This is a genomic window from Thermonema rossianum DSM 10300 (assembly GCF_000426825.1).
GTDB classification, from domain to species: Bacteria; Bacteroidota; Bacteroidia; order Cytophagales; family Thermonemataceae; genus Thermonema; species Thermonema rossianum.
In genome coordinates this window covers 113155-139528 of record NZ_AUGC01000008.1, presented here as the reverse complement: position 1 = coordinate 139528, position 26374 = coordinate 113155, and the positions used below count along the sequence as shown (strand labels likewise).

Sequence of the window (26374 nt, the reverse complement as noted above, 5' to 3'; positions counted from 1 at the left end):
GAGTTTTTAGTAACAAGAAAAAATCATTATGGATAGAAACCAGTTTATCGGCTTGGTACTGATTTTTGTACTCACCTTTGTGTATTTTCAATACATAGCCCCTCCACCGGAGGAAATGCCCCCAGCTGATACCATCCGGGTAGAAAACAACGAACAATTGCCTGCCGCCGACTCCATTGCTCCCACCGGACAGGCATCACCCCTCGTTCCCGAAGCCTTCCGCAGTGCACAAACCACCGATGCGGAGCCGCAAGAAATCGTATTTGAAAACGAGGTGCTGCGTATTCAAATGAGCACGCAGGGCGGTTATCCGCAGCTTGTGGAGCTGAAGAGATTCAAAACTTATGCCGGCGAACCGCTTTATTTGCTGCGCCCCGAGCATCAAAAACGCCACTTGATTGTAAATACACGTCATGGCGCACTCGACTTGGCACAGCTCACCTATACCGTGAAAAAACAAGACGCTCAAGAGCTTGTATTAGAAGCAGCTTTGGGCGAAGGCAAGCGTATCATACAGACCTACCGCTTCCGCCAAGATGTGCCTTATCTCATAGATTACACCTTACGAGCCGAAGGGCTTGAAAACGAGCTGTTGGCAGGTATGACCTTCGATTGGCAAGCCAGCATGCTCAATACGGAAAAAGACGTAACACTCAGCCGCAACAAAGCAACTGTCAACTACTATACGACCGAAGACGGCTTCGACGGCCTGAATGAAATCAGTTCAGAGCCGGAAGAAGAGACCGTGGAAGCGCCTGTTGTGTGGACCAGCTTCAAACAGCAGTTCTTCAGTGCGGCGGTCATTCATCCTGCTGCAAGCTTTCAAAAAGCAGCGCTGTTTGTGGCGCCACCCGCCGACGAAAACAGCCCCATCGTCAAGCATTACGGCATGCGCTGGGAAAGCCCCCACAAGCTAAGCACACTTGATTTTCAACTGTTCTTTGGTCCCAACAAGGTGCCTATTCTGTCCAAAGTGGGCTATGACTTCGAAAAGAACGTTTATTTGGGCTGGGCGCTGTTCCGATGGATCAACCGTTACGTGATTATCCCTATTTTCAACTTCTTCGAACAGTTCATAGATAACTACGGCCTCATCATCATCTTGTTGGTGCTGATCATCAAAACGGCACTCTTCCCGCTCACCTATCGCTCATACATAGGAATGGGCAAGATGAAAGTATTGCAGCCCGAAATACAGGCACTCAAAGAAAAATACAGCGACCCGCAAGAGCTGCAAATGGCGCAGATGGAACTGTTCCGGCAAGTGGGCGTGAATCCGCTGAGTGGCTGCCTGCCCATGCTGCTTCAGATGCCTATATTGTTTGCCATGTTCATGTTCTTCCCCAATGCCATAGAACTGCGCCAAGAAGCATTTTTATGGGCAGACGACCTTTCTACTTATGACTCTGTGCTTGATTTGCCTTTCAGCATACCTTTCTATGGCGACCATGTCAGCTTGTTCACCCTGCTGATGACCCTTTCAAGCATCGCTTATGCCTATTATAGCAGCCAAAACACAGCTGGCAGCCAAGCCGGTCCCATGAAGTACATGGGTTATTTCATGCCCATCGTGTTTATGTTTGTGCTGAACTCCTACCCTGCCGGCCTGAGCTTCTACTACTTCTGCTCCAACGTCATCACCATTGGGCAGCAGCTGGTTATTCGCCGCTTTGTGGATGATGAAAAAATTCGTGCCATCTTGGAAGAAAACAAGAAAAAGCAAAAGGGCAACGGCAAGCAGTCTTCTTTCCAGAAGCGCCTGGAAGAAGCCATGCGTAAAGCCCAGCAAAGCAAGAAAAAATAAGGCTGTTTGGTCTTTATCAAGCGCCACCCTTGTCTTTTCAAGGGTGGCTTTTTATTATACGCCCTGCACCAAAACCCGTAAAAACATGAAACATCACCTTTATCATTTTGCACTTTGCTTCCTGAGCTTATTGGGACTGTGGCAGTGCACGCCCGCAGAGAAGCCCACAGAGCAGCAGGCCGGCGGGGATTCTCTTCCGTCCGTGGACATACGCTACGCACACTTTCAAATCGAAAGCGTGGATTCTCAAACCTACTTGCTTAGCATTGGCGACAGCAGTGCCGGGCAAGAACGCCTGCGTTACGTGCTCTCTTACCGCACCCAAGTGCCGGCGGCATACCGCGAGCTGCCATTCATACAATTGCCCCTGCAGCACATAGGGGTGCGCTCTACCACTCATATAGGTTTTTTACGTGCCTTGGGTGTAGCTCAGCCCCCGTTTTTAAGCGCCATTCCGGACACTGCCTATGTGTTTGATGCCTCCTTGCGCCAAATGGCAGCAGAAGGCAAGTTGTTCATCTTGCAGGACGAAGCCCTTCCGCTCGAAGCCGTCGCCCAACATTGTCAACTGTTGCTGGTGTCCGCACCGCTTAAAGCAGCCGAAAAAGAAAAACTCGCCCGCTTGGGGGTGCACTCAATCCCAATTCTCGAATGGATGGAAACCCATCCGCTGGCACAAGCCGAATGGATTAAGCTATTCGGGGTGCTTAGCGGTAAGTTATCCAAAGCGCAACAATACTTTGAACAAGCCGCCCAAGCCTATCAGCATTTACGCGATTCGGTAGCGCGGCACCTCGCCCCCAACGAGCGCCCTTTGGTCATTACCGGCTTGCCTTTCCGTGGGCAGTGGTATGTAGCCGGCGGGCAAAGCTTCATGGCTCAATTCATACAGGATGCCGGCGGCAAGTATTACTGGCAGTCGATTCCCCAAGCAGGCAGCTTGCCGGTAGCCTTTGAAGAAGCATACCGCGCCGGCATGGAAGCCGATGTGTGGTTGCATCCCGGACAAGCACGCAGCCGCGAAGAAATAGCTGCTGCCGACCCACGCTTGCAAGATTTCAAAGCATGGCAAACAGGGCGTGTATATAACCGGACACGCCGCCTTTCGCCTGCCGGCGGCAATGATTACTGGGAACAGGGCGTGGTAGAGCCTCATATCATTCTTGCCGACATGGTCAAGGCACTGCACCCCTACCTCTTACCTGCCCACCGGTGGAAATACTACGAGCAATTGCCCTAAAACAAAAAAGGAAGGGGCAAAAGCCTTGTTCTCTTGCCCCTTCTTTCATATACACTTGATAAGTTTATTTCTTTAAAAAACGGTCGGTTTTATTACCGAAATGTACCACATATACCCCGCGTGGCAGCTTGCTTATATCCACAAATTTGCCATTCCCCTGCAGTAGCACATTTCCTTTTACGTCGGTGATTTTATAAGGAACCGACTGGGTAAAGTATATTTTGGTGCTGGCATTTTTCGGGTAAAAACGCACCTCTTCGGCACTTTTGCGATAGATCAACTCCGGTGAGTAATACACACGCCCGTCGCGCTCCTGATGGCGGATGCGGTAACGGTTCACACCTGTATGGTGTTGCACCGGCACGGTATAACTACCTTCACCATTGCTACCGCGCGCCGTAATGATGCGCACCGTCAGCCAGTTGTTGTTTACAAGCTTTTGAATATAATAGGTACTGTTTTCCGTCTCGCCGGCGGTAGTCCAATGCAAAGTGTTTTCATCGACCGAGTAGCTTACAAACTGGAAGTCGGCATCGCCCCGGATGGCATCGGGATTGATGATTTTGGGCTTGCAGCCCTGTGTGTGCACTATCTTGATGATAACGGGGCTGTTCATAGGCACCGAAGACAAGTCCACTTCAAAAGAAGAAGCGCGCGGCTCTACCAACACTTGTTGGTCGTTTACATAAACCGCCCGGGTACAATAGCGGCTGCGGTCGGGGGTGAAAGGGTTCTGCACATATATGTTGCGCCCTTTGTAAGTTCCACTTACGGTAAATGATACATTTTCCTGTGCATGGGCAAAGGAAAATGTGGCTATCCAAAGTAGCAATCCCCCTATTAAAAACCGGCAGTGTAACACGATATCAGCCATTCATCCTATAGAATCAAAATATAAAGCTTTACTTTTTAAGCATTTATTGCATTTGTACAAATAAGAAAAAAAAATTATTCTCAAGCAAGTATCTTACACTTCTTCATTGTACAAATTTAGCAATGCCCTCCGGGAATGGCTACAAAAACTGTACCTACATTAAATGATTCTTTATTGTTTTTCTTATGCTTTGGGGAAGTATTGAAATACAAGGCTATATACTTACATCCAACTTATTCGTAACGTAGGGCTTCTATGGGGTCCAGGCGCGAAGCCTTATAGGAAGGATAAAAGCCGGCCGCAACTCCCACAATCACACAAACGGTTACCCCCAACAACATAGCCCCCCAAGGCACTACAAAGGTGTCGATTTCCAGCAGGCGTGCTACACCATTGCCTATCAGCAAGCCCATCACGATGCCGGCAAGTCCACCCAGCTGGCAAATGGCAATGGCCTCCAGCAAGAATTGCCATTGTATTTGGCGCGGGGTAGCCCCAATGGCTTTGCGTGTTCCTATTTCGCGCGTGCGCTCGGTCACAGATACCAGCATAATGTTCATCAAGCCCACTGCCGCGCCCAAAAGGGTGATGAAGCTAATCACGCCCCCGCCAATGCTTAAATAGCCCGTAATTTCAGAAAGCTCTTCTGCCAGCGTTTCGTTACGCTCTATTTGGAAGGAGGAAGGCGCGCCCACGCGGTCGTTACGAATACGCCGCATTAGCATTTCGGCTTCCGCCATCACCGACTCGAAGCGTTCGGGGTGATAGACCTGCACGGTTACGGTAAAAATAGGCTCGGAGGTAAAAAGAATGCGTGCGTTGGTAAGCGGAATGACGATGCCGCGGTCGAGCGACCCGCCCCCCATGTCGCTGCCTCTTGATTCGAGCACCCCCACTACCTTGTAGCTGCGCCCCAATACGCGTATATTTTTATTGACGGGGTCCTCCCTGCCAAAAAGGGTTTTGGCTATTTCGCTGCCAATCAAAGCCACATAGCGCCCACTTTCCATTTCTTGCCCGGTAAACAAGCGCCCTTTGCTTGTGCGCAGGTCCTGCTGTTTCAGATAAGCGGCATTGGCGCCTATCACCTGTATGTTCGGATTGGTCTTTTGAGAGCGGTACTTCGCCTCGGCTGAAAAAGACACCACCGTGGAAATAGCCACCGTGCCTTCATCTTTCATCATTTCCTCGAACTGCACCACTTCATGATAACGCAGGGGTTCAGCTACTTTTCTGACACGCCCCCGCCGGTTGTTCTCTGTATTGATGGTGAAAGAGTTGGCGCCCAAAGAAGCCAAATTGCTGTTTACCGAGTTGTCGATGGCGCTGATGGCCGTCAGTATTCCGACCAGGGCAGTAATGCCAATGGCTATAATCAATGCCGTAAGCACAGCCCGCAGGCGGTTGCTCAACACAGAACGAATGGCTTCCCGGATGTATTCAATCTTTTCCATAAAATCATGTATGCTTTACAATGACCACTTTAAAAATAAACTTTCGAACCGTATGCCTTGTTTTTACAAACAGAACGCTCTAATTTAAAGGAATGATATATTCTTTTGTAAAAAATAAAAAGCAATGATAATACGCTTGTCTTCTTTATACAATCATCGTATGGTGCGCCGGCTTTTGTGGGTATGTCTGCTGTTGTTTCAAACCACTGCTTACGCCAACCGCATTTTTGTGCCCATGGACGAAACACAGAAGAACCACCTGAAAGCCTACGGCGTTGCGTACTGGGTGCTGGCACAAGGGTTTGAAATCGAGTGGTTGCTCAACTACAAAGGCGGCAGTTTCGTATTGCCGGCTGCCACCGCCGTGGAGAACCGCCTGCTGTCGCGCAATGTAAGCTACCGCATCATATCGGAAGCCGAATACAACGAAATCGTTGCGTTGATTAGCCGGCCCGATGTCAATATGGATGTGATGAAGCTGGAAAAAGCCCCTAAAATTGCCGTCTATTCACCCAAAAGCAAACAACCGTGGGACGATGCCGTCACCTTGGTTTTGACGTATGCCGAAATTCCGTATGACGTCATCTTCGACGACGAAGTCATGCAAGACAAGCTGGTGGAATACGATTGGCTGCACCTGCATCATGAAGACTTCACCGGGCAATACGGCAAATTCTACGCGGCTTACCGTAACCAACCGTGGTACATTCAGCAACAGAAAGAATTTGAAGCTACTGCCCGCCGCTATGGCTTTAAGAAGGTGTCGCAGCTCAAGCTGGCAGTGGTCAAGCGCATTCGCGAGTATGTGGCCGGCGGTGGCTTTCTGTTTGCCATGTGCTCGGCTACCGATACTTACGACATTGCACTGGCAGCCGAAGGGGTCGATATCTGCGAGTCGATGTATGACGGGGACCCGGCCGACCCGAATGCCCAATCGAAGCTCCATTTCGAAAACTGCTTTGCGTTCCACAACTTTACCCTGGTGATGAACCCTTATCAGTATGAGTATTCGAACATAGACAATCAAAGCTACGAGCGTGGCGTAACCGAAGAAAACGATTACTTTACGCTCTTTCAATTCTCTGCCAAATGGGACCCTGTGCCTACCATGCTTACACAAAATCACGTGCATGTCATCAAAGGTTTTATGGGACAAACCACCGCTTACAAAAAGCAGCTCATTAAACCGGATGTAGTCATCATGGGCGAAAACAAAGCCATCGGCGAAGCCCGTTACATTCACGGCGTATATGGCAAAGGCTTCTGGACCTTTTACGGTGGGCACGACCCCGAAGATTATCAGCACTTTGTGTATGAAGAGCCTACCGACCTGAGCCTGTATCCCAATTCACCCGGTTACCGTCTCATCTTGAACAATGTGCTCTTTCCTGCTGCCAAGAAAAAGAAGAAAAAGACTTAAGGCTTTTAGTCCACAACCCGGCGGGGAATGCTGTGGGGCAAGCGTACCAATAGTTCATAATTAAGCAAGCGGCTATAATCGCCTAAGGAAGCAACAGTAATTTCTTGCGTGCCCTGCTTGCCTATGAGCACGACCTCCTGCCCTTTTTGCACCTTATCCAAAGGGGTTACATCCACGGCTATCATGTTCATGTTCACTGTACCCACCACATCTAAGCGGATTTGCCCAATCAACACCTTTCCCCGGTTGCTGAGCGAGCGACTGTAGCCATAGCCATAGCCTACCGGCACAATGGCTATGCGTGTGGGTTTATTGGTAAAGAAAGAATTGCCGTATCCGATAAACTCACCGGTCTTCACATCTTTGATATCCATCACGCGGCTTTTCCAGCTAATGACCCGCTGCAAGGGGTTTTCGTAGCTCTTTTGTTTGCTCAAATAGTGCACCCATATTTCCTCCGTGGGAAAAAAGCCATATTGCATGATGCCCACGCGCACCATATCGAGCCTCGTCCGGGGATAACGGATAGTAGCCGCCGAGCTTGCCATATGAAAAGCAGGAGAAGGCGAAAAACCCAAAGACTCTACCCAGGCTTTTATTTTTTTGAACCGCTTTTGTTGGTCGGTTATGCGCTTATAGTTGGCAATACTTTCGGCGCCTGCCAGGTGCGTGCATACGCCCCGCAAGTGTAAATACGCGGCATGCGCCTTGATAAAACGAAAAACACGCTTGAGCTCCTCTTGTTCGAAGCCTGTCCTGTGCATGCCCGTTTCTACCTCTACGTGTATTTTGGCAGCCCGTCCCGTCTTTTTAGCTGCGACAAGGGCTGCTTCCAGCCGTCCCCATTCAAAAACAAAGAACTCTATACCTTCTTCTACGGCCCAAGGCAGGTCGTGGTGCTCTATCATCCCCATAATCATAATGACAGCCTGATGCCCTGCCGGCAAAGACTGTTGCAGCTGCCAAGCCTCCCGGGCGTCGAAGGTACTAAAATGTCTGGCGCCCGCCTCGTAAGCCAAGGGGCAATAGGTTTCAATGCCGTGCCCATAGGCATTGCCCTTCACCACCAAAGAAAGCTGTACGTGCTCGCCTATCATGTTCCGTATAAATGCCATGTTGTTGGCTATGGCAGAGCGCGAAATCTCTATATAAGAAGTGGCTTCCGGCATCATAAGCCCACTGTTTGACGGACGATCTGCTCAAAAACAGCCACGCCGGCAGGTATCAACTCATCGGGAAAGTCATAATCCGGATTGTGCAAAGCCGGCGTTTCCTTGCCGGCGCCCAAGCCAAACATAGCACCTTTGTAGCGACGAGTAAACAAACCGAAGTCTTCACCCCATTTGAAAGGCACCGCCGCTTGCATGAGCTGAAGCCCGGCTACTTGCGCTGCCTGCCGCACCTTTGCCACTGCGCCGGGATGGTTATGGTTGGCATGAAACACCTGCGTCCAGGACAGCTCATATTTCAAACCATGGGCAGCAGCCAGTTGCTTTACAAAAGCATGTAAAGCATCGCTTTTTTCCTCCATGAGCTCCGAAGACCAGCTTCTTAAAGTCAAATGCACTTCACCATAACCTGCCGAAATACCGTAGGCTTTTTCCCCCAAGGTGACATAGACGGGGGTAAATAAAAAAAAGTCATCGGCGGCGGGTTCGTTATGGGTGTGCTGCTGTGCATACTGTAACAGGGCAGCTATGGCGGGGGCAGGATTGATGCCATGCTCCGGTTCTGCCGCATGCGAAGTTTTTCCCTTCAAACAAATGATGGCACTTTGCACATGGGCAGTAAAAGCCCCTTCTTTGACAACTACCATTTGCTTTTCGAAGCCGGGCAGGTTGTGTAATGCAAAGACGTAATCTATTTCACCGGCAGGAAAAGCCGGGTCACGCAATACTGCCTCTGCCCCCATTCCGTTCTCTTCTGCCGGCTGAAAGAGCAGCAGTGCCTTTCCCTTAGGCAAGGGCCGGGCGCTCAACTGCATAGCCAAGCCCAACAAGATGGTTGTGTGCCCGTCGTGTCCACACTTATGCGATACGCCCTCATAGACAGAGCGGTGCTCAAAATCATTGATTTCCTCGATAGGCAAGGCATCTATATCGCCGCGAATAAGCACGACAGGCCCTTCTTTGCCGCTATCAAAAACAGCCAACAGGCCGGTACCGGCTACGTCTATGCATTGTGCGTGTGTCTCTGTATTTAAAAACTGCTTGATGCGTCCTTGTGTTTCCCACTCATGCCCCGACAGTTCGGGGTGTGCATGCAGCATACGCCGCATACGGATGAGCTTAGTGGTGTCGATACTGTTCATGTGGTGTTTTGTGCTTTGAAAGGTGAATGAAATGTAAAAGAATAAAGGCAAGTGCTGCCACGCCAATTCCCCAAAAGTTGGCATCCAACCCCCAAGGTAGTAATAACATGCCGGCTTCAGAAAAATAGGACAGCAGCAGCGTGGTTGAACCGCCCAGAATCATAGACACCATGGCCGCCAAAGAAGACGGACGCTTCAAGAACAAGGCGCCCAAAACAGGTACCAGCAAGCCCGAAACCATGAAACTGTAGGAATGCAGCATCAAGCTGAGCACATTTTGCATTTGGGTGGCTAAAAAAACAGCCAACGCCCCTATCAGCAAGGTAGCCAACTGCGAATAACGGATGCTGTGTTTATGCTCTTTGGCTTGGGTGCTCCCCATCACATCGGTGACGAAGTTGCCCGAAGCAGCCATCAGGCAGCTGTCAGCCGTGGACATAATGGCAGAAAAATAAGAAGCCATCAGCAAGCCCATAAAGCCCACCGGGAAAACGTGTACAAGCAACAAGGGCAACCCTATTTCTTCGTCGATAGGCATGCCGGCAGCAAATCCATAATCAGCAAACCAATTTTGCTCATAGGCTGCCCGTGCCAACAATCCCAGCATCACGCCCATGAAAGCCATCAAGGGCCATTCAAACAAACCGGCAATAAACCATGCCTTTTGGGCTGACTGCCTGCTGCGAGCCGCATAAATACGTTGATAGAGTGTCATGCCCACAAACCAAATGGGCACGATGGTAATCAGCCAGTTAAAAAAATCGATAAACTGCAGATTCGACAAATCCATAAAGTGTGGGGGCAGTGTTTTGACTACCTGCTGCCAGCCGCCCAGATGATAGATGCCCAAAGGAATACCGAACAGCAGCAGTCCGGCCATCAAAATAATCCACTGCACCGTGTCGGTATAAATGACTGCTTTCAGCCCACCCAAGACGGTATAAACCACCACAACACTGCCCATGAGCCATACGGCCTGTTGCATGTCTATAGAAGGGAAAGTAGCTGCGGCCAGCTTGGCGCCCGCCAATATCTGCGAGCTGGTGAACCCTATATAGCCTATCAAAGAAATGGCTGCCGCCACCAATGCCACCGCAGGGGTGTAGTAGTGCTTTAACACCTCGGGAAAGCTCAAAAAACGGTGTTTTTTAGCTACCGGATACACTTTGGGAATCAAAAAAACGGCGCTGAGCCATGCGCCCAACAAGCCGGTAAAAAGCATCCAGCTGCCGGCCAAGCCCATGAGAAAACCCAGCCCGCCCAGTCCTATGGAAAAGCCACCGCCCACATCGGTAGCCACCACCGACAGACCGATATGCCAGGAAGCAATCTTTCGCCCGCCCACATAATAATCTTCTTGTGAGTGGTTGCGCATGGAAAAGTAAATGCCCACGCCCAACATAGCCAAAAGATACAAGCAAAAAATAGTGATATCAATCCAATGCATGCCAAGGTTGTTTTTGGTTTCTCTTTATTGGGTAACAAAAAAAGCCGAGCTATGCAAATCAACCTTGGCAGCGACAACGCTTTGCTGTATGACTAATGGTGCCCCTTCCGTTTTTTCAAGTTAAAGGTAAGCACCGAGCGGTGGGCATGCTCTACCACATCTTCGGCAATACTTCCCAGGAAAAGATGCGAGATACCACGACGTTGATGTGTAGGCACCACTATCAAATCTGCCTGCACATCATCTGCAAAGTTCACAATGCCTTCGTCCTGACTCACATCACAATACACATGAAGGCCGGCGTGCAAGTCATAGTGCTCTATAAAGCGGCGGTAGGCTTGCTCTATCTCCCGGCTGGTCATGAAGTCGGTAGGCGTATTCACACGCAACAACAGCAGTTCTGCCTTCAACACTTCCTGCCAGTACTTCAACTCTTTCACGGCCACCTCCGATTCCTCATCGAAGCCGGTAGCAAAAACCATTTTACGCACGCGCTGCGGGTCAAAGTCGCTCTTAATCACAAACACAGGACAAGAAGCATGGCGCACTACCTTGTCGGTGGTAGAGCCAATCAAAGTGCCTTCCAAAGCATCGGCGCCTCGCCCGCCTATCATGATACAGTCGGGCTGTTCTTCTTTCTCATACTCCATAATGATGGGGTAGGCACGCCCCACCTCCACCACTATCCGGTGGGCTACTTTTTGTTTCTCCTCGCCCATCTTTGCCAAGATACGCTTGAGTTCATCATGCGCCCGCTCTACCATGTGCTGATGCAGCTCCTGTTCAACCAAGTTGTGCTCGGTGGTAAAAACGGAAGGGGCGTAAAAAGTAGTAGGCACCACCTCCAGCACATGCAAAATAATGACCTCGGCACCGGTGTTTTCTGCCAAGCGAAATGCCCCCCTCAGGGCATGTGTGGCATAATCTGAAAAGTCGGTCGGAACCAGTATTTTTTTCAACATAAGCATTTACCTTTTGGCTTTCTTTGGAATTTAATAAAAAGAAGAGAAACTCTTCTTAACCGGATAAGAAAAAGAAATAAATTTTCATTCAATTATCCATTTGCACAATTCCTTAATTTTTATTACATTAGAATACGTAGAAAAATTAAAAAAAGAGATTCGCTCATTTTCCCTAAACCTAAAATTTTAAAGAACTATGGACAAGGCAACATTAGAAAGAACCATACGCAGCATCACCGAAGAGTTGAACGGAAACACGCTCGATTATTCAGACAACAACATTATTGCGACCATTCCCTTAGACGAAGGGCGTTATCAAAACATTACGACCTACCTGCTCGACAATGGGAATGGAAGTAAAACCATTGAATTTGCTTCCCGCGTGTGTGATGCAGATGCGCCCGGCATAGACTACCGGCATTGCTTGGAAGTAAACCGTGAACTGGTTTATTCCAAGGTCATTATTCAAGACGGTTACATTCAGTTGGCAGCCTCTCTGCTTGTAGAGCATGCTACACGCGACATCATTAAGGATATCATCATTGAAATAGCCCAGAAAGCAGATGCACTTGAAAAAGAGCTTACGGGCGCAGATGTGCATTAAGTAATGCAACTACTTTTCATAAAAGAAGGGGATGGCTAACCATCCCCCTTTTTTATGCCTTATTCTTCAAAGCATCCCGTATTTCACGCAACAGCAACACCTCTTCGGAAGGTTTGGGCGGTGGGGCTGCCTTCTCTTCTTTTTTCTGAAAGCGATTGTAAACCTTTACTATCACAAACACCGAAAAACCAATGATAAGAAAGTCCACAACGGTTTGTATAAAAGCCCCATAGTTAAGCGTAACGGCAGCCTGCTCACCGGCAGCCTCCTTGAGCGTCCACTTCAAATCGGCAAAATTGGTATTGCCCAGCAACAAGCCAATGGGCGGCATCAACAGGTCATTGACCAGTGAGCTCACTATTTTATTGAAAGCAGACCCAATAATGACGGCAACAGCCAGGTCAAGCACGTTGCCGCGCATGATGAATTTTTTGAATTCTTTAAGCATAGCGTATTGTTTTTATTGCAAATGATACTCTTCTGTTTTCGACTACATACGTAGCATTCACGGCAAGTGTTCCCGGCAAAAGGCGACAAAAGAAAGCCGCGGGCTTTGCCTACCCTCTTATCATCCACTTCCACAAGTCTTTATAAGACGGCTTTTTACCATAAGAAAGAATCCCGATGCGATAGATGCGGGCTGCCAGCCACGTAACCAGCAAAAAGCCTACGACCATGCAAGCCATGGACGTAATCAGCTCCCAGCCCGGCACTCCATAGGGCAAGCGCACCACCATAATAATGGGCGAAGTAAGCGGAATCATGGACAACCAAAAAGCCAACTGCCCGTCGGGATGATTCAACACGATTTGAGCCATGATAAAAGCCAAAATCAAAGGTATGGTAACCGGCAAAGTAAACTGCTGCGCGTCAGATTCGCTATCTACGGCAGCCCCCACTGCGGCAAACAGAGAGCTGTACAAAAAGTAGCCGCCCAGAAAGTAAAACAAGAAGCCGAATACCACCTGTGCTATGTTCAAATCCATGATGGTTTGGAATACAGCCCCCATGCCCCCGGCAGCTACTTGCGAAGCTTCGGGCATGGCTGCGCCCCCACCCTGTGCATTGTTCTGCATGGCGGTTGTCCATTCGGCAGGCATCAGGAACGTGGCCACCTGCACCAGCACAATGGTGAGCACTATCCACAAAGCAAACTGAAGCAAGCCTACCAAGCCAATGCCCAATACTTTGCCCATCATCAGCTCTATGGGGCGCAAAGTGGAAATAATCACTTCTACAATGCGGTTGGTCTTTTCTTCGATAACCCCCCGCATCACCTGAGCGCCATAGATGAAAATAGAAAGGTAAATCACAAATGAAAGAAACATACCTATGCCAAAAAGCACACCGGAATTGGCTGCCTTTTCCTCCCCTTCTTTGGAAAGCACCAGCGTATGAGCCCGCAATTTCACCTTGCTTTGCGCAAGCACCTCTTCGCGAATACCCGCTTCCAACAGTCTGATTTCTTCTATACGCTGCTGAATGGCTTTCACAATGCTGCTTTCTTCGGCTAACGAAAGTGCTTTTTTAGAAATGATTTTCACCTCCGGCTGTGCCGGCTCTGCGGGCCGGACAGACAGATACACAAACACGTCGGCTTTATCGTATTCCTTGAATTGCGCGACACGTTCTTTATAATCACCTTCTATGATATTGAAAACAAGGCTTTTGGAGGTATCGATTTGCCCTTGCAGCAAGTTGCTTTCATCGAGCACCATCACGCGCAATGCTTCCCCCTCCGAGTCGGCATACATCATGGACAACACCGGCGGCAGGACCATCAAAGCCACAATGAGCAAAGGGGTCAAAAAGGTGGATATCCAAAAAGCTTTGGTGCGCACACGTGTGCTAAATTCGCGATGAATAACTATGCCTGTTTTTCCTAACATATCTTTGTATTTGTTTGAGTCGTAAACTAAGAAACCAACTTAATGAAGATGTCCTTCATGGAAGGCAGCACCTCTTCGAAGTGAATCACTTGCCCCTTATCGATAAGAAAGCGCAATAGGTCATTGGGGGGCAAATGCTCCGCTCCCTGAATGCGGTACGCCCACAAGCCATCTTCTACCGTTTTTTTATCCAACAGGCTAAAGCCTTCCGGCAAGGCTTCTATGTCGGCAGCCATGTGTACTTCGAACACGTGTTCCTTAAAACGCCGGCGAATTTTGCGCGTCGAACCATCCAACACTTTTCGCGAAGCATGCAGCATCACCACATGCTTACAGAGCTCTTCAACTGACTCCATGCGGTGTGTGGAAAGCATAATGGTTGTGCCCTGCCGGTTCAGCTCTAAGATTTCATCTTTGACTATTTCGGCGTTCACGGGGTCGAAGCCCGAAAAGGGCTCATCTAAAATCACCAAGCGCGGGCGGTGCAGCACCGTAGCAATAAATTGCACCTTTTGCTGCATTCCCTTCGACAGCTCTTCCACTTTCTTATTGCGCCACTTCATCAGTTCGAAGCGCTCCAGCCAATGCCTGATTCTTTGCTTTGCCTCTTTGGCCGGCAGCCCCTTTAAACGAGCCAAATACAACAAATGCTCTTCCACCTGCATTTTTTTATACAGCCCCCGCTCTTCGGGCAAATACCCCATTTGTTCCAAATGCTGCCTTTCCATAGGCTGCCCATCAAAAAGCACCCGGCCGGCATCGGGCAGAATAATTTGATTGATGATGCGAATTAAAGAAGTTTTGCCGGCGCCATTCGGTCCCAACAAGCCTACAATAGAAGCATGGGGCACCGTTAGCGACACGTCGTCAAGGGCTACATGCCCCTCATATGCTTTTTTGATGTGTTCTGCTTGCAATAAAGTCATAGATGCACTTTTTGTTTAAAAAAACGTTTTTTGAGCTTGGTCATTGCTTACATACCGCTCGATTCATTATCTTTAAAGAAAAACTAAATATAGTACAAACCATGAAAAAAATATTGGTACCCACCGATTTTTCAGAGCACGCACAAAAAGCATTGGACTTTGCCGTTTTCATAGCTCAACGCTCCGGTGCTTCCCTTATCTTGCTTCATGCCTACCACATTCCCTACCGCACCAGTGAGTCTATGATGGCATCGAATAAAATCTATGAAGTACTGAAAGAAGATTCAGAAAAGAACTTGGCGGACTTGCAAGCTAAAATCAAGCAAGCCCACCCTCAATTGACCGTAGAAACCGTGTCGCACCGGGGCGATGTAAAAAACTACATTACTCATCAATCCTGGGATTTCGATTTGATTGTCATGGGCACCAAAGGCACTTCGGATTTTGAAAATGTAGTCTTTGGAAGCACCACCGCGGCCGTGCTTAACCATGCTGCCTGCCCTGTGCTGGCTGTGCCCGCGCAAGCACGCATCTCGCAGATTCAACGCCTGGCTTATGCCAGCAATTACGAATCTCACGACATAGAAATCATTGACCGCCTGCGCGAGTTTGCACTCATATTTGGCGCCGAGATTCATGTTGTGCATTTTGTAGAGCCCGAATTCGATGATTTTGAAGAGCTCATCCGTTATCGTGGATTTGAGATAATTCTAAAAGAACGCATTGCTTACCCGCATCTTTATGTACATAAAGTAACAGCCGAAGACTTTGACAAAGGGCTTAATGAATTTACCGAAAAAGAAAACATTGACTTATTGGCCATGCTGACACACAAACGCAGCTTCCTGGAAAAACTGTTTTTACCCAGTTTGACCAAAGAAGTCGTGATGCACTCGCCCATTCCTGTCTTGGCATTTCGCAGCAATCGGTAAAATTTTGTATATTATGGCTTAACACAATTCAATATTTTCATTGAATGAGACAAAAGCGTTTTTTTCTTTTGACAGCTATTGTTTTGCTTTGGTGCTCAGCATGCGAGCGGACGGTGGAACCCGTCCCCGCTTTGCTGGGCTATGATTATTACCCCCTGGAAACGGGCTTCTATCGCATTTATTTGGTAGAACGCACAGACTATGCCTCCAATGGCGGTACAACCCAAAGCACTTACTATTTGAAAGAGTTGATTGCCCGCACCTATCTTTCAGAACAACAAGATACCATCTTTGAAATAGAGCGTTATTTATCGAACCAATACCCCAACGGCAGCTGGCAAATAGACTCCGTATGGGCAGCCTACCGTCTTCCGCAGCATGTGGTATCGGTTGAAAACAACCGCCCTTTTGTGCGTCTTGCTTTCCCTTTGGAACAAGGCAGAAGTTGGAATATGAATGTGTATAACAGCTTGCCCGAACGCCTTGCCCGTATTGACTCTTTCAATGTCAGCCGGTTGGTAGAAGGCGTCCAATACAGTCCTGCCTTGCGTGTGCTGGAAGCAGCCGACTCCAACCTCGTCACTAAAGAATACAGCTACCGCTACTATGGCAAGGATATTGGTATGATAGAAAGTTATGAAGAAAATCTGCGTTATAAAACAGACCCGCCTTATACCGGGCAAGGCGTGATAGATTTCGGCTTTATCGTTCATTTTAAATTAGTGGATTATGGAAAGCAAGCGATGGAGAAACAAGCAGGGGCTTCCGTTCCTTAGTGTCTTTTTGGGACTGTATTGTATGCTTGCCGCTTGGACAGCCCATGCCCAGGGCGACCCTAACCTTACTTATTATTTCATTCCTTTTACCGACAAAAAAAATACGCCCTACAGTGTGAAACACCCGGAAGCCTTTCTCTCACAGCGTGCTCTCGAGCGGCGCAAAAAAATGGGCATCCCCATTACGGAAAGGGACCTGCCGGTATCGCCCGATTATATAGCACAGGTGGCAAATACAGGTGCACGCGTGCGCTACGCAAGCAAATGGCTAAATGGTGTGGTGGTAGCCTGCACCGACGACCAACTGACCGAAATACAAAAACTTACTTTTGTTGACCTCGAAGGCATTGACTATCTCAAACCCGGCGAGACAGTTGACCCTCCCGGCTTGGCCAAGGTGCGTAAGCAAAAACAGCGCAGTGCTTCTGCCTCTGTGGAAAGCCCCACCCCGCCCCGACACCTTGCCGAATACGGACAAGCCCTCGCCCAAAATCAATTGATAGGCGTCCCTTATTTACACATGCAAGGCAAAATGGGCAGAGGTGTTCTTATTGCCATTTTCGATACCGGTTTTCACAATGTAGATGAAATTGACTTTTTTCAACACCTATTCGAAGAAAACCGCATTGTAGCCACCTACGACTTTGTGATAGGTGAAGAATCGGTGTATGAAGACGATTCGCACGGTCGCATGGTGCTCTCCTGCATGGCTGCCTACAAACCCGGCGAAATGATTGGCAGCGCTCCGGCAGCCTCCTATGCCCTGCTACGCACCGAAGACGTTTCAAGCGAGTACCGTCTTGAAGAATATAATTGGCTGCGGGCTGCCGAATATGCCGACAGCTTGGGCGCCGACCTCATCAACTCTTCTTTGGGATATAGTGTATTTGACGACCCCAATATGAACTACTCTGCCGAGCAACTCGACGGCAAAACAGCACTCATTACCCGGGCTGCCAATATGGCAGCCGAAGTGGGCATGTTGGTAGTCAACAGCGCCGGCAATGAGGGCAACAGCCTATGGAAATACATCACGACACCTGCCGACAGCCCCACCACGTTGGCTATTGGGGCTATTGACGCCCAAGGCAACATTGCTTATTTCAGTTCCAAAGGCGCTAATTTTATCCCCAATATCAAACCTGACGTAGTAGGATTAGGCTACCGCACCTCTGTGGTCAAAAATGGCTTTGTAGGCCTCTCCAACGGCACTTCTTTTTCTTCACCCACTGTTTGTGGCATGATTGCCTGCCTCTATGAGGCCTACCCCCAACTGACCATCGACCAACTGCGCACGGCCGTGCGCTTGTCGGGCGACCGCAGCTCATCACCTGACCATACTTATGGCTATGGTATACCACACGCACAGCGCGCTGCCGAAGTAATAGAAAAAGACATTTTGCGCAGTAGAAACTATGATTTTCCCGACGGTGGCTTCCGCATTTACCCCAACCCTTACGACCGGCGTGAAGATGTCATTTTCATTGAATGGGGCAAGGACCTTCGCGGCAAACAGGCGCATGTACAAATCATAAGCAGCGGCGGAGAAGTGGTAATGGAACGATGGTTCCACAGGGTAGCTCACTTCGGCAGCATTGCCCCCAACCGTAAAGAGTCCAAGTTGCCTGCCGGCACCTATCTGGTAAGAGTGAACATAGCCGGATATTCCCCCTTGACACAACGCCTGGTGGTAGAATAGAGCAAAAAGCAATCGCCGGCAGTTTCCTTCCATGGGGAAGTTACCCTCTTGCCGTACCGAGACAAGCGTGATGCAAGCACAGGCTGCCATTTCGAAGGGGGCGTAAGGGCAAGCTGTCATTTCGAACAAAGCGCAGCGTAGTGAGAAATCTCATCACACCAAGCCGAAAGAAGTCAAAAGAGATTTCTCGCTTGCGCTCGAAATGACAAAAGGGATAGTTGAAACGATAAAGGGCGATGCCCGATAACAAACGGCTTGCCATCTTGAACTCGCAAGGCGAATGAGGTTTTTGCTATGGATATTCTGCCTCGGACTGTCTGTATGCAAGAGGATTTCATAGCTTCGTTGCCGGCAACGGTAAAATTTTTTTCGTAACTTCTTGCATGTTTAAAAAATGTTTCTTATAATTGCATTAAGAAGAATGCAGGAGATGCAGGTCAGGAGTGGGAGGCCTCAACAGCCTCAGGCCACCGGACTGTGTCTCCTCGTTCTTTTTTAGCCCTCTTCCTGAATAGTTCCTCTTCTTTTTTGAAACTTTTGTTTTGTATTCTTGCTTCCCTACACAAGCGCAGCCTGTCATTTCGAACCTCACGTAGTGAAGTGAGGGCTCTCGTCTTACCAAGCCACAAGAAGCAAAAAGAGATTTCTCGCTTGCGCTCGAAATGACAAGAGACACAAAACAACAAAGAACACATAAAACAGACAAAATAACACAGGGCAGCCAAATGGCTGCCCTGCCCTTTTATGCTTATCGCTACAGCTCAAAGGTCTGTCCCCGCAAGGGGATTTCCACCTCCCGGAAACGGCGTTCATGCAATAGCTGCTTGAACGTTTGCATGGATTGCAATTCGCCATGCACCAGAAATATTTTTTTCAAACGCTCCGGGTCTTGGTGCGACACAAAGCGCAAAAGGTCGGCTTGGTCGCCATGCCCGCTGAATACATCAATGCTTTCGATATTGGCAAGCACCTCCACCTCTTCTTTTTCTTTGTGTGCCGTGATGGTCTTGGCGCCACTCAGCAGTTCATGCCCCAGCGTGCCCTCTGCGGCATATCCTACCATCAAAATCGTAGATTGTGGGTTTTGAATATTGGCACGCACATGGTGCTCGATGCGCCCCCCTTGCACCATGCCCGAAGAAGAGATGATAATGCAAGGCTCGTTCAAATAAGCCAAAGCTTTGCTCTGCTTCAGTTTTTCTACGTACACCAAGTTTTCGAAGTCAAACAGCACGCGGTGCTCTTCATAAAAAGCTTGCGCCTCATCGTTCAACATGTTCACATATTTCATATAGGCGCGGGTGCTGCTGTGCGCCAAGGGGCTGTCGGAAAAGACTTTAATGGGCGGTAGTTTCTTCTTCAAATACAACTTATTGAGTGTAAACAACAGCGCCTGGGTACGCCCTACGCTAAACGCCGGAATAATCAGCTTGCCTGCTTTCGACACACAGGCTTCCTTCACAATATCGAGCAGCACTTCTTCGGGCTCGCCTACGGTGCTGCGTTGTTTGTCGCCATAAGTGCTTTCGCAAATCAGATAATCGACCTGCGGCGGAATAGCCGGGTCGGGCAAGAGCGGATAGTTGTAGCGTCCCAAATCACCGGAAAACAGGATTGTTTTCTTTTCGCCCCGTTCTACCACTTCCAGCAGCACATGCGCAGCCCCCAATAAATGACCGGCCGGCAGCAGGGTAACATGCACGCCCTCGGCAAGTTGAAAACGGCGGTTGAATTGAATAGGGAAAAACTGCTCTTTTGCCCAGTTTACATGCTTCTTCACAAACCATTCTTTGGGCAATGTGATACCATTTTTAGAGAAAGGCTGACGGTCCTTTTGGCGGCGATACTTCTTCCACTTACGCTCGTGGATAGAAGCCGAGTCTTCGAGCAGCAGCTCCGTGAGTGTCATAGTGGGCGAAGTGCAAACAATTTGCCCTTCAAAACCTTCGCGAATCAGGTTGGGAATGTTGCCCGAGTGGTCAATGTGTGCATGGGTCAGAATGACAGTATTGACCATCGAGGCTTCGAAAGGAAACAAGCGGGACGGGTGGGCATCGATGGGGTCTTCGGGTGAACGCTCCCGCTCCATATCAAAACCGCAATCGACCAAAATACGATAGTCGTCGTCGGTCTCAAGTAAAAACATGCTGCCCGTCACTTGACCGGCAGCGCCCCAGAATGTAAGTTTCATTTGCTTTTAGTTTTAAAGTAATCTATTGATTATCAAGTGTTTTCTTAAAAAAAGAAAGAGACACAACACTCCCGCAATGCACCTGCTCTTCTTGGCGGTTGCCGTCTCCGGAAAAGATAATTGTAACCACAAAGTTACGCTATTTGGGGCGCTTGTGCAATTGATTGTAAGCTTGCCGGTATTTTCATACAAGCGCACAGAAAAAACAGCAAGCCGGCAAAGGCGCTTCCGGGCAACACCTCTGCCGGCAGGGGCGTTTATAGCAAGGGGTACTAACAAATTTCGCTTACATTGCGTGCGCCCTCTATGATTTCATCGACTACTTTCGGATCTAAGAGTGTGGTAGTATCGCCCAGGTTGGAAGTATCGCCTTCGGCTATTTTGCGCAAGATGCGCCGCATGATTTTACCGGATCGGGTTTTGGGTAAACCGCTGACAATCTGAATCTTATCTGGGCGTGCTATTTTGCCTATGGCACTCACTACCTGCTCTATCACGTCGGCTTTTAAGGCTTCGGGGTCGCTCACCGGTCCTGCCAGAATCACATAGGCATAAATGCCCTGCCCTTTGACCGGATGCGGATACCCTACCACTGCTGATTCTACGACCATTTTGGACTGGTTGATGGCATTTTCTATTTCGGCAGTACCCAAGCGGTGCCCCGACACATTAATAACATCATCAACACGCCCAATGATACGGTAAAGCCCCTTTTCGTCGCGGCGTGCACCATCGCCGGTGAAGTAATAGCCTTTAAAAGCAGAAAAATAGGTCTGGCGGCAACGCTCGTGGTCGCCATAGGTGGTGCGCAGCATAGAGGGCCAAGGGAATTTAATACAGAGCAGCCCCTCTTTGTTGTTTTCTTCAATTTCTTTCCCATCGGCATCTAACAACACAGGCTGCACGCCGGGCAAAGGCAAGCCTGCATGGGCGGGCTTCGAGTCGTAGATGCCTGCTAATGAAGAAATCATAATACCGCCGGTTTCGGTTTGCCACCATGTATCCACAATGGGGCAGCGTCCCTTACCTAGTATGGGTGTGGTACCAGTGCCATGCCTCTTCGTTGATGGGCTCCCCTACGGTGCCCAGCACACGCAATGAGTCAAGCGAATAGGGTCTTACATAATCCAAGCCGGCCCCCATAAGCGCCCGTATGGCGGTGGGTGCAGTATAGAAGATATTCACTTGGTGCTTGTCTACTACCTGCCAGAAACGCCCCGCATCCGGATAAGTAGGCACCCCTTCAAACATGAGGGTAGTGGCACCGTTCAACAAAGGACCATACACCAGGTAAGTATGCCCGGTAATCCAGCCTATGTCGGCAGTACACCAATACACCTCCCCTTCTTTGTACTGAAACACATTCAAGAAAGTGTAGCCTGCATAAACCATATAACCACCCACTGTGTGCACCACACCTTTGGGCTTGCCTGTAGAGCCGGAAGTGTAAAGAATAAACAGCATGTCCTCGCTGTCCATGGGCACTGCGGGGCATTCGTCAGATACCTGTTTTAGTTCTTCGTGCAACCACACATCGCGCCCTTCCTGCATGTTCACCTCCTGCCCCAGTCGATTTGCTACAATCACCCGCTTCACCGAGTCGCACCCCATGGCAATGGCTTCATCAACCACCGCTTTCACAGGCATTTCTTTGGCACCCCGCTTCATGCCGTCGGCGGTAATAACTGCCACTGCGCGGGCATCTTTGATGCGGTCGGCCAGCGCCGAAGCCGAAAAGCCGGCAAAAACGACCGAATGCACCGCCCCGATGCGGGCACATGCCAACACAGCGATGGCCAGCTCGGGAATCATGGGCATATAGATGGCCACGCGGTCGCCTTTTTGAATGCCATTGCGCTTGAGTACGTTGGCAAAGTGGCACACCTGCTCATAAAGCTCCCGGTAGGTCAGGCGAAGGGGCGCTTCGTCCGGGTCATTGGGTTCCCAAATGATGGCTGTTTTGCCGGCATGGCTTTCCAAGTGGCGGTCCAGACAGTTGTAAGTGATGTTGGTCTTTCCGCCCAAAAACCACTTCACAGACGGGGTGTCAAACTCCCATTCAAGTGTTTTCTGCCAGGGGGCAAACCAATGATATTCGCCAGCAATCTCATTCCAGAAGCCCTCCGGGTCTTCTACGCTGCGGCGGTAAGTGCTTTGATACTCTTCGAAGGATTTGATACGAAAATTCATCATGGTCAATTTTATTTTTAGCTCAGCATCTTTCGTATCAATATCCTCAAAAAAGCGGATTAAGTCAATATTTTCCTGTAATTGTTCAAAAACCACACAATCAACGCCACTCACCACACCCAGCGGGCAGAAAGAAGCACAGACAAAGGGCGCATTGGGTAATAGAGTTCTGACAGCGTATTTTCTGACAGGCTAAACGTACGGTATGCCGTGATATTCCACAAATTAGTAGCATGTAGCCCCATCCCCATGCGGCGCATACGCCAGGAAGCACTTAAATCACCCAGAAAAAAAGTATTTATGCTGCCGTTGCTTTCGTTTTGCTGCCAGCTTACCGAAAAGGCGCCTTTGAAGCTACCCAAGGTGTAGTGCAGGGTTGAACGCCATGCCCACTGACGCACGGCGGGCTGCGTTTCTTTGTTCAAACGCGACAGACTATGAATATATTGAAACTGCCCCTCGTAGCGCCACGCCACCAGCAAGGGGAAATCAAGCTTTGCCCCCCAATCGTGCATTTGGTTATTGAGCCTTGCCTCTACACCATTGAAGCGGCGCACCGTTTCCTGCCAGGTCCCACGATAATGCAAAGTCAGCGAGGCATTGAGCCGGCTCAGGTATTTGCCACCCCGCATCTCTATTTGCCCTTGCCGGACGGGTACACGCTCCGGTACGTTCTCAATTATTGCCAGCCGCTCTATGTAACGGCTTTGGGCTTGATAGTTTTGAAAAGCGCCTTGCCCGCTCGCCATCAGGCGCCAGTGAATGCCTTTCAGCAGGTCCGAATAAGCATAGGTAACATAAACAGAAGCCAAGTCGGAAACAAAAGGGCGGTTGCCTTGCACATAAACAGTCCGGTAGTCGTGCAACAAAGGGCGGGGGCTGTAAAAGGTTTCGGCATCGACTTCACGCGCCAAACGAAAGGTGGCATACAATTCGTTGCGAAGGTCTATTTTTTTATGCCACTGGCTCCGGGTTTCGCCGGCAAACAACCATCGTGCTTCTTCTGTGGGCAGGTGCAACCAATAGGGCTTTGCCTGAAAAGCCTGCACCAGCTCGTTGCGTTTACCCCAACGGAAAGTGCGCTTTAGACTCACGCCCGGCTGTATGTATGCCTGTGCCGCCTGCCAGCTCATGGAATCCACCAGGCTTGCTTCGGGCACAAGGCACTCAAAAGCCGGGTTCAAAGCGGCATAGCCTGCCTGCAGACTTCCTTCCATATCCCAAGCCTCTATGCGAAGTGCATACAGCCCTGCGCCCATCCACCGCAAGGGCTGCAGGCGGGCATCCAATCCCTCGTAGGCTTCTCCTCCGTTCCACACCTGCGGGAACAGCCCCGGCCGCAGTGCCAGCTGCTCCTGCCCTATCTGCAAACGGCTTTGCCATTGCTGAAAGACAGCCCCGCCGGCAGCAGTAGGACGCATACGGCTAAAAGCATAGGCAAGCTGAAGGTTGAGCTGTTCCAGCTGTTGTTCTATGGCTTGAGCAGGAAAAGCCACCTGTGCCATGTTCGCATGCCCCTTCACCTCAATATAATGCCGCACAAAAGCGGTAGCCAGGTTCTTTTCCGCCTGTATTTCTGCACGCCACTGATGCCGCTGCTCTTGCCAGCGCTGTGGTTCTACAAAATCGATGGTGTCGGCAGGTAGAAAAAAGCGCTGCCGCGCTTCGGGCTGCCAGTCGTTTTGGTCGAAGCTGTAGTGCAGCTTGCTCTTCCATTCCACATCCCGCTCGTTTTTGTGCATACCATTGAGTGCCACACTCGCCGATTGGTTGTATAAAAAAAGTTGCGGTTTGAAAGGGGGGCTGTCTTTCACCACACCGTAAACAGAGCGCTCTTGCAAGAGAGAGAAGACATTATCCCAGGTGGCACTGCCCCCTATCACCACTCTTTGCAGCTCACCGGCAAGCTGCTCGCCTGTGTTGTTGGCTTTCAGCAAGTGCAGGCTTTGCCTGCTGCTTCCGAAGCGCATCCACTGCCCGTGGTAGGCACCCAGAATGCGTTGACGGTGGTCGATGCCTGCGGCAACGGTATTGACCACGTCAGCTTTGCCCTTGAACTCCTCTTTGAGAATCACATTCATCGCCGGCGCGTCGCTCCTGACGCCCATGCTGTCGAGCATTTTCACCGGTTGATGATTCTCGTACACCTCGATGCGCTCCACAGTCTGTGGGCGCATGTTGCGGCTTGCCAGTGTATAGTTGGCATCCAGTAAGTTCAAGCCTTCCACATAGAAACGGTTGATGGCTTTGCCTTTGTAGCGAATGGTGCCGTTGTCAAGCACTTCTATGCCGGGCATGCGTCGCAGCACCTCCTCCAGACTGATGTCTTGCTTTTCAAGGAATTGGTTCAGGTCATACACTACCGTATCGGAACGGATTTCCACGGGGCGGTCTTCTATCTTCACCTCTCGAATTTGCAGGGGGGCTTCGCTGAGCCGGACCGTGCGGGGTGGCGGCAACTGCTCAAAAGCAGCGAGCGACAGGCGGCGGGTAGCATAGCCGTAAAAAGAGAATTCCAGCCATGCGTGCTTCAGACTGTCGGCTATGGAAAGCATGAAGCGCCCTGCTTCGTCGGTGATTGAGTGGGCATAGATTCGCTGCCCGGTAGAATCGGTCAGCAACACATTGGCATAGGGCAAGGGCTGCGCCGCCGTGTCTTGAACCACGCCCTCTATGGACCGTTGGGCATGCAATGCTTCCGGCAAACAGATTGCCAAAATCAAAGTAAAAAAGTAGGGGCAAAACCGCTTCATTACATGCAATGATATATGCGTGCTACATTATTGCTTCTTCCCGTTCCTCTCCGGCAGAAACTCTATGGGGTTGAAGTGTTCGATGGCTTCATAACTACCGGAAAAAGAAACGTTCTGCATACCTATAGACATTAAAACCGTTTTATAATACTTCTCAGGCTCCAAGTATTTTTGATATACAAGCTTTGTGTATTCTTCAAAGCTACTTGGCATATAGCGTTCCAATGAAGCATCGTTATAAAATATTTTTGCCGGTACGTCTATTTTTTCAATGCCGACCAGCTCGAAACGATAAGGGGCGGTACCGCTGCTTTCTGCCTTCACAATCAAACCGGGCAAACCGCGCAACTTCCACGGTCCAAAAGGCAAAGGCACTTCTCTTGTAAACCAAGCCACCCAGCGACGCCCCCGCCATGTGGTAGTAGCTTTTTGACATCGAAAACCGGCTACGTTCTCTTCTTCTTGCTCAATGGACCATTGGGGTAGTTGCGCCTCGGTATAATACACATTATTCACACCCCATGAAGTATATACTATGCTTTTATTGCGCAGCTGAACACATACGTCGTTATTCAAGTAATTTTTCTTGTACACACTCCCCCCCTTGAATACCCCTCCATACACCCGGTTGTATTCTTCAATGGTCATGTTTTCCATTGCATAGTTTAGCGAATCTTGCCGGTAAAATAAAGGGTGATGATAGTACGCTTTTCCTTGGCAAATCGTCAACCAAAGCGTATCGACCAAGGCGGTAGCTTGATTCAAAGAGTCCAACTGTCCCGTTACACGGTAGGCTGCCCTAAGCAAGGCGCGCTCTTCTGCTGTTTGTGCATGAATCGAAGCTGTTAAGCACATCAGTGTCAATAGCTCAACAAACAAGAAACTCACTTTTGACTTCATAA

The 26374-nt window shown here is 49.6% G+C and carries 19 protein-coding genes and 1 pseudogene; 7 read left to right on the top strand and 13 right to left on the bottom strand.

Annotated elements, in window-relative coordinates:
- The first annotated feature begins 28 nt into the window (after window positions 1-28).
- Together yidC and K384_RS07125 are read left to right on the top strand one after the other, a co-directional pair.
- Entirely contained in the window at window positions 29-1804 is a 1776-nt protein-coding gene (gene yidC / locus K384_RS07130; RefSeq protein WP_038030797.1) for a membrane protein insertase YidC, read from the top strand.
- Between the two features lie 85 nt (window positions 1805-1889).
- On the top strand, window positions 1890-3044 hold the full coding sequence (locus tag K384_RS07125) for an ABC transporter substrate-binding protein (protein ID WP_038030796.1): 1155 nt from the start codon (window positions 1890-1892) through the stop codon (window positions 3042-3044).
- Window positions 3045-3108: 64 nt separating this feature from the next.
- Here K384_RS07125 and K384_RS07120 read toward each other — a convergent pair whose 3' ends face one another.
- Window positions 3109-3918 carry a T9SS type A sorting domain-containing protein gene (locus K384_RS07120; RefSeq protein ID WP_038030794.1) on the bottom strand — a complete coding sequence of 270 codons (810 nt, stop codon included), beginning with the start codon at window positions 3916-3918 and terminating at the stop codon, window positions 3109-3111.
- Window positions 3919-4151: 233 nt separating this feature from the next.
- Window positions 4152-5372 carry an ABC transporter permease gene (locus K384_RS07115; protein ID WP_038030792.1) on the bottom strand — a complete coding sequence of 407 codons (1221 nt, stop codon included), beginning with the start codon at window positions 5370-5372 and terminating at the stop codon, window positions 4152-4154.
- Window positions 5373-5532: 160 nt separating this feature from the next.
- Between K384_RS07115 and K384_RS07110 the strand changes: the two genes are divergently transcribed.
- Entirely contained in the window at window positions 5533-6792 is a 1260-nt protein-coding gene (locus K384_RS07110) for a hypothetical protein (RefSeq protein WP_038030887.1), read from the top strand.
- 5 nt (window positions 6793-6797) lie between these two features.
- Here K384_RS07110 and alr read toward each other — a convergent pair whose 3' ends face one another.
- From alr to K384_RS07090, 4 genes are all read right to left on the bottom strand, one after another.
- Entirely contained in the window at window positions 6798-7964 is a 1167-nt protein-coding gene (alr, locus tag K384_RS07105) for an alanine racemase (protein ID WP_316928916.1), read from the bottom strand.
- The gene (locus K384_RS07100) at window positions 7961-9103 is read right to left on the bottom strand and encodes an amidohydrolase (RefSeq protein ID WP_038030791.1); all 1143 of its coding nucleotides are present in this window, start codon (window positions 9101-9103) and stop codon (window positions 7961-7963) included. The genes alr and K384_RS07100 overlap by 4 nt, the downstream gene beginning before the upstream one ends.
- Entirely contained in the window at window positions 9081-10550 is a 1470-nt protein-coding gene (locus tag K384_RS07095; RefSeq protein ID WP_038030790.1) for a sodium:solute symporter family protein, read from the bottom strand. The genes K384_RS07100 and K384_RS07095 overlap by 23 nt, the downstream gene beginning before the upstream one ends.
- A 92-nt stretch (window positions 10551-10642) precedes the next feature.
- Entirely contained in the window at window positions 10643-11512 is an 870-nt protein-coding gene (locus tag K384_RS07090; protein WP_038030789.1) for a universal stress protein, read from the bottom strand.
- Window positions 11513-11708: 196 nt separating this feature from the next.
- Here K384_RS07090 and K384_RS07085 point away from each other — a divergent pair, with 196 nt between their 5' ends.
- Complete coding sequence (locus tag K384_RS07085) at window positions 11709-12116, top strand: hypothetical protein (protein ID WP_038030788.1); 408 nt, start codon at window positions 11709-11711, stop codon at window positions 12114-12116.
- A gap of 52 nt (window positions 12117-12168) precedes the next feature.
- Here the strand turns inward: K384_RS07085 and mscL are convergent, their stop codons facing one another.
- The 3 genes from mscL to K384_RS07070 all read right to left on the bottom strand — a co-directional run bounded on the left by mscL (window position 12169) and on the right by K384_RS07070 (window position 14931).
- Window positions 12169-12564 (bottom strand): large-conductance mechanosensitive channel protein MscL, encoded by a 396-nt coding sequence (gene mscL, locus K384_RS07080; RefSeq protein ID WP_038030785.1) that lies wholly within the window; start codon window positions 12562-12564, stop codon window positions 12169-12171.
- Window positions 12565-12673: 109 nt separating this feature from the next.
- Window positions 12674-14005, bottom strand: coding sequence for an ABC transporter permease (locus K384_RS07075; protein WP_038030783.1), 1332 nt, complete (start codon window positions 14003-14005; stop codon window positions 12674-12676).
- Window positions 14006-14031: 26 nt separating this feature from the next.
- Window positions 14032-14931, bottom strand: a complete 900-nt coding sequence (locus K384_RS07070; RefSeq protein ID WP_038030781.1) for an ABC transporter ATP-binding protein — start codon at window positions 14929-14931, stop codon at window positions 14032-14034.
- A gap of 101 nt (window positions 14932-15032) precedes the next feature.
- On the opposite strand from K384_RS07070, the gene K384_RS07065 reads away from it, so the two are divergent.
- The 3 genes from K384_RS07065 to K384_RS07055 all read left to right on the top strand — a co-directional run bounded on the left by K384_RS07065 (window position 15033) and on the right by K384_RS07055 (window position 18338).
- Complete coding sequence (locus K384_RS07065; protein WP_169737627.1) at window positions 15033-15863, top strand: universal stress protein; 831 nt, start codon at window positions 15033-15035, stop codon at window positions 15861-15863.
- A 68-nt stretch (window positions 15864-15931) separates the two neighbouring features.
- Window positions 15932-16639 carry a hypothetical protein gene (locus K384_RS07060; protein ID WP_211245230.1) on the top strand — a complete coding sequence of 236 codons (708 nt, stop codon included), beginning with the start codon at window positions 15932-15934 and terminating at the stop codon, window positions 16637-16639.
- Window positions 16593-18338 (top strand): S8 family serine peptidase, encoded by a 1746-nt coding sequence (locus K384_RS07055; protein ID WP_084147149.1) that lies wholly within the window; start codon window positions 16593-16595, stop codon window positions 18336-18338. The genes K384_RS07060 and K384_RS07055 overlap by 47 nt, the downstream gene beginning before the upstream one ends.
- 754 nt (window positions 18339-19092) lie before the next feature.
- On the opposite strand, the gene K384_RS07050 is transcribed toward K384_RS07055, so the two are convergent.
- The 4 genes and pseudogenes from K384_RS07050 to K384_RS13360 form a co-directional block, all read right to left on the bottom strand.
- The gene (locus K384_RS07050; RefSeq protein ID WP_038030775.1) at window positions 19093-20529 is read right to left on the bottom strand and encodes an MBL fold metallo-hydrolase RNA specificity domain-containing protein; all 1437 of its coding nucleotides are present in this window, start codon (window positions 20527-20529) and stop codon (window positions 19093-19095) included.
- Between the two features lie 272 nt (window positions 20530-20801).
- Window positions 20802-22719, bottom strand: a pseudogene (gene acs, locus K384_RS07045) (acetate--CoA ligase).
- A 110-nt stretch (window positions 22720-22829) separates the two neighbouring features.
- Window positions 22830-25472: a TonB-dependent receptor gene (locus K384_RS07040; protein ID WP_038030774.1), complete on the bottom strand. Its 2643-nt coding sequence runs from the start codon at window positions 25470-25472 to the stop codon at window positions 22830-22832.
- Window positions 25473-25499: 27 nt separating this feature from the next.
- Window positions 25500-26372 (bottom strand): GLPGLI family protein, encoded by an 873-nt coding sequence (locus tag K384_RS13360; RefSeq protein WP_071837465.1) that lies wholly within the window; start codon window positions 26370-26372, stop codon window positions 25500-25502.
- Window positions 26373-26374 lie beyond the last annotated feature (2 nt).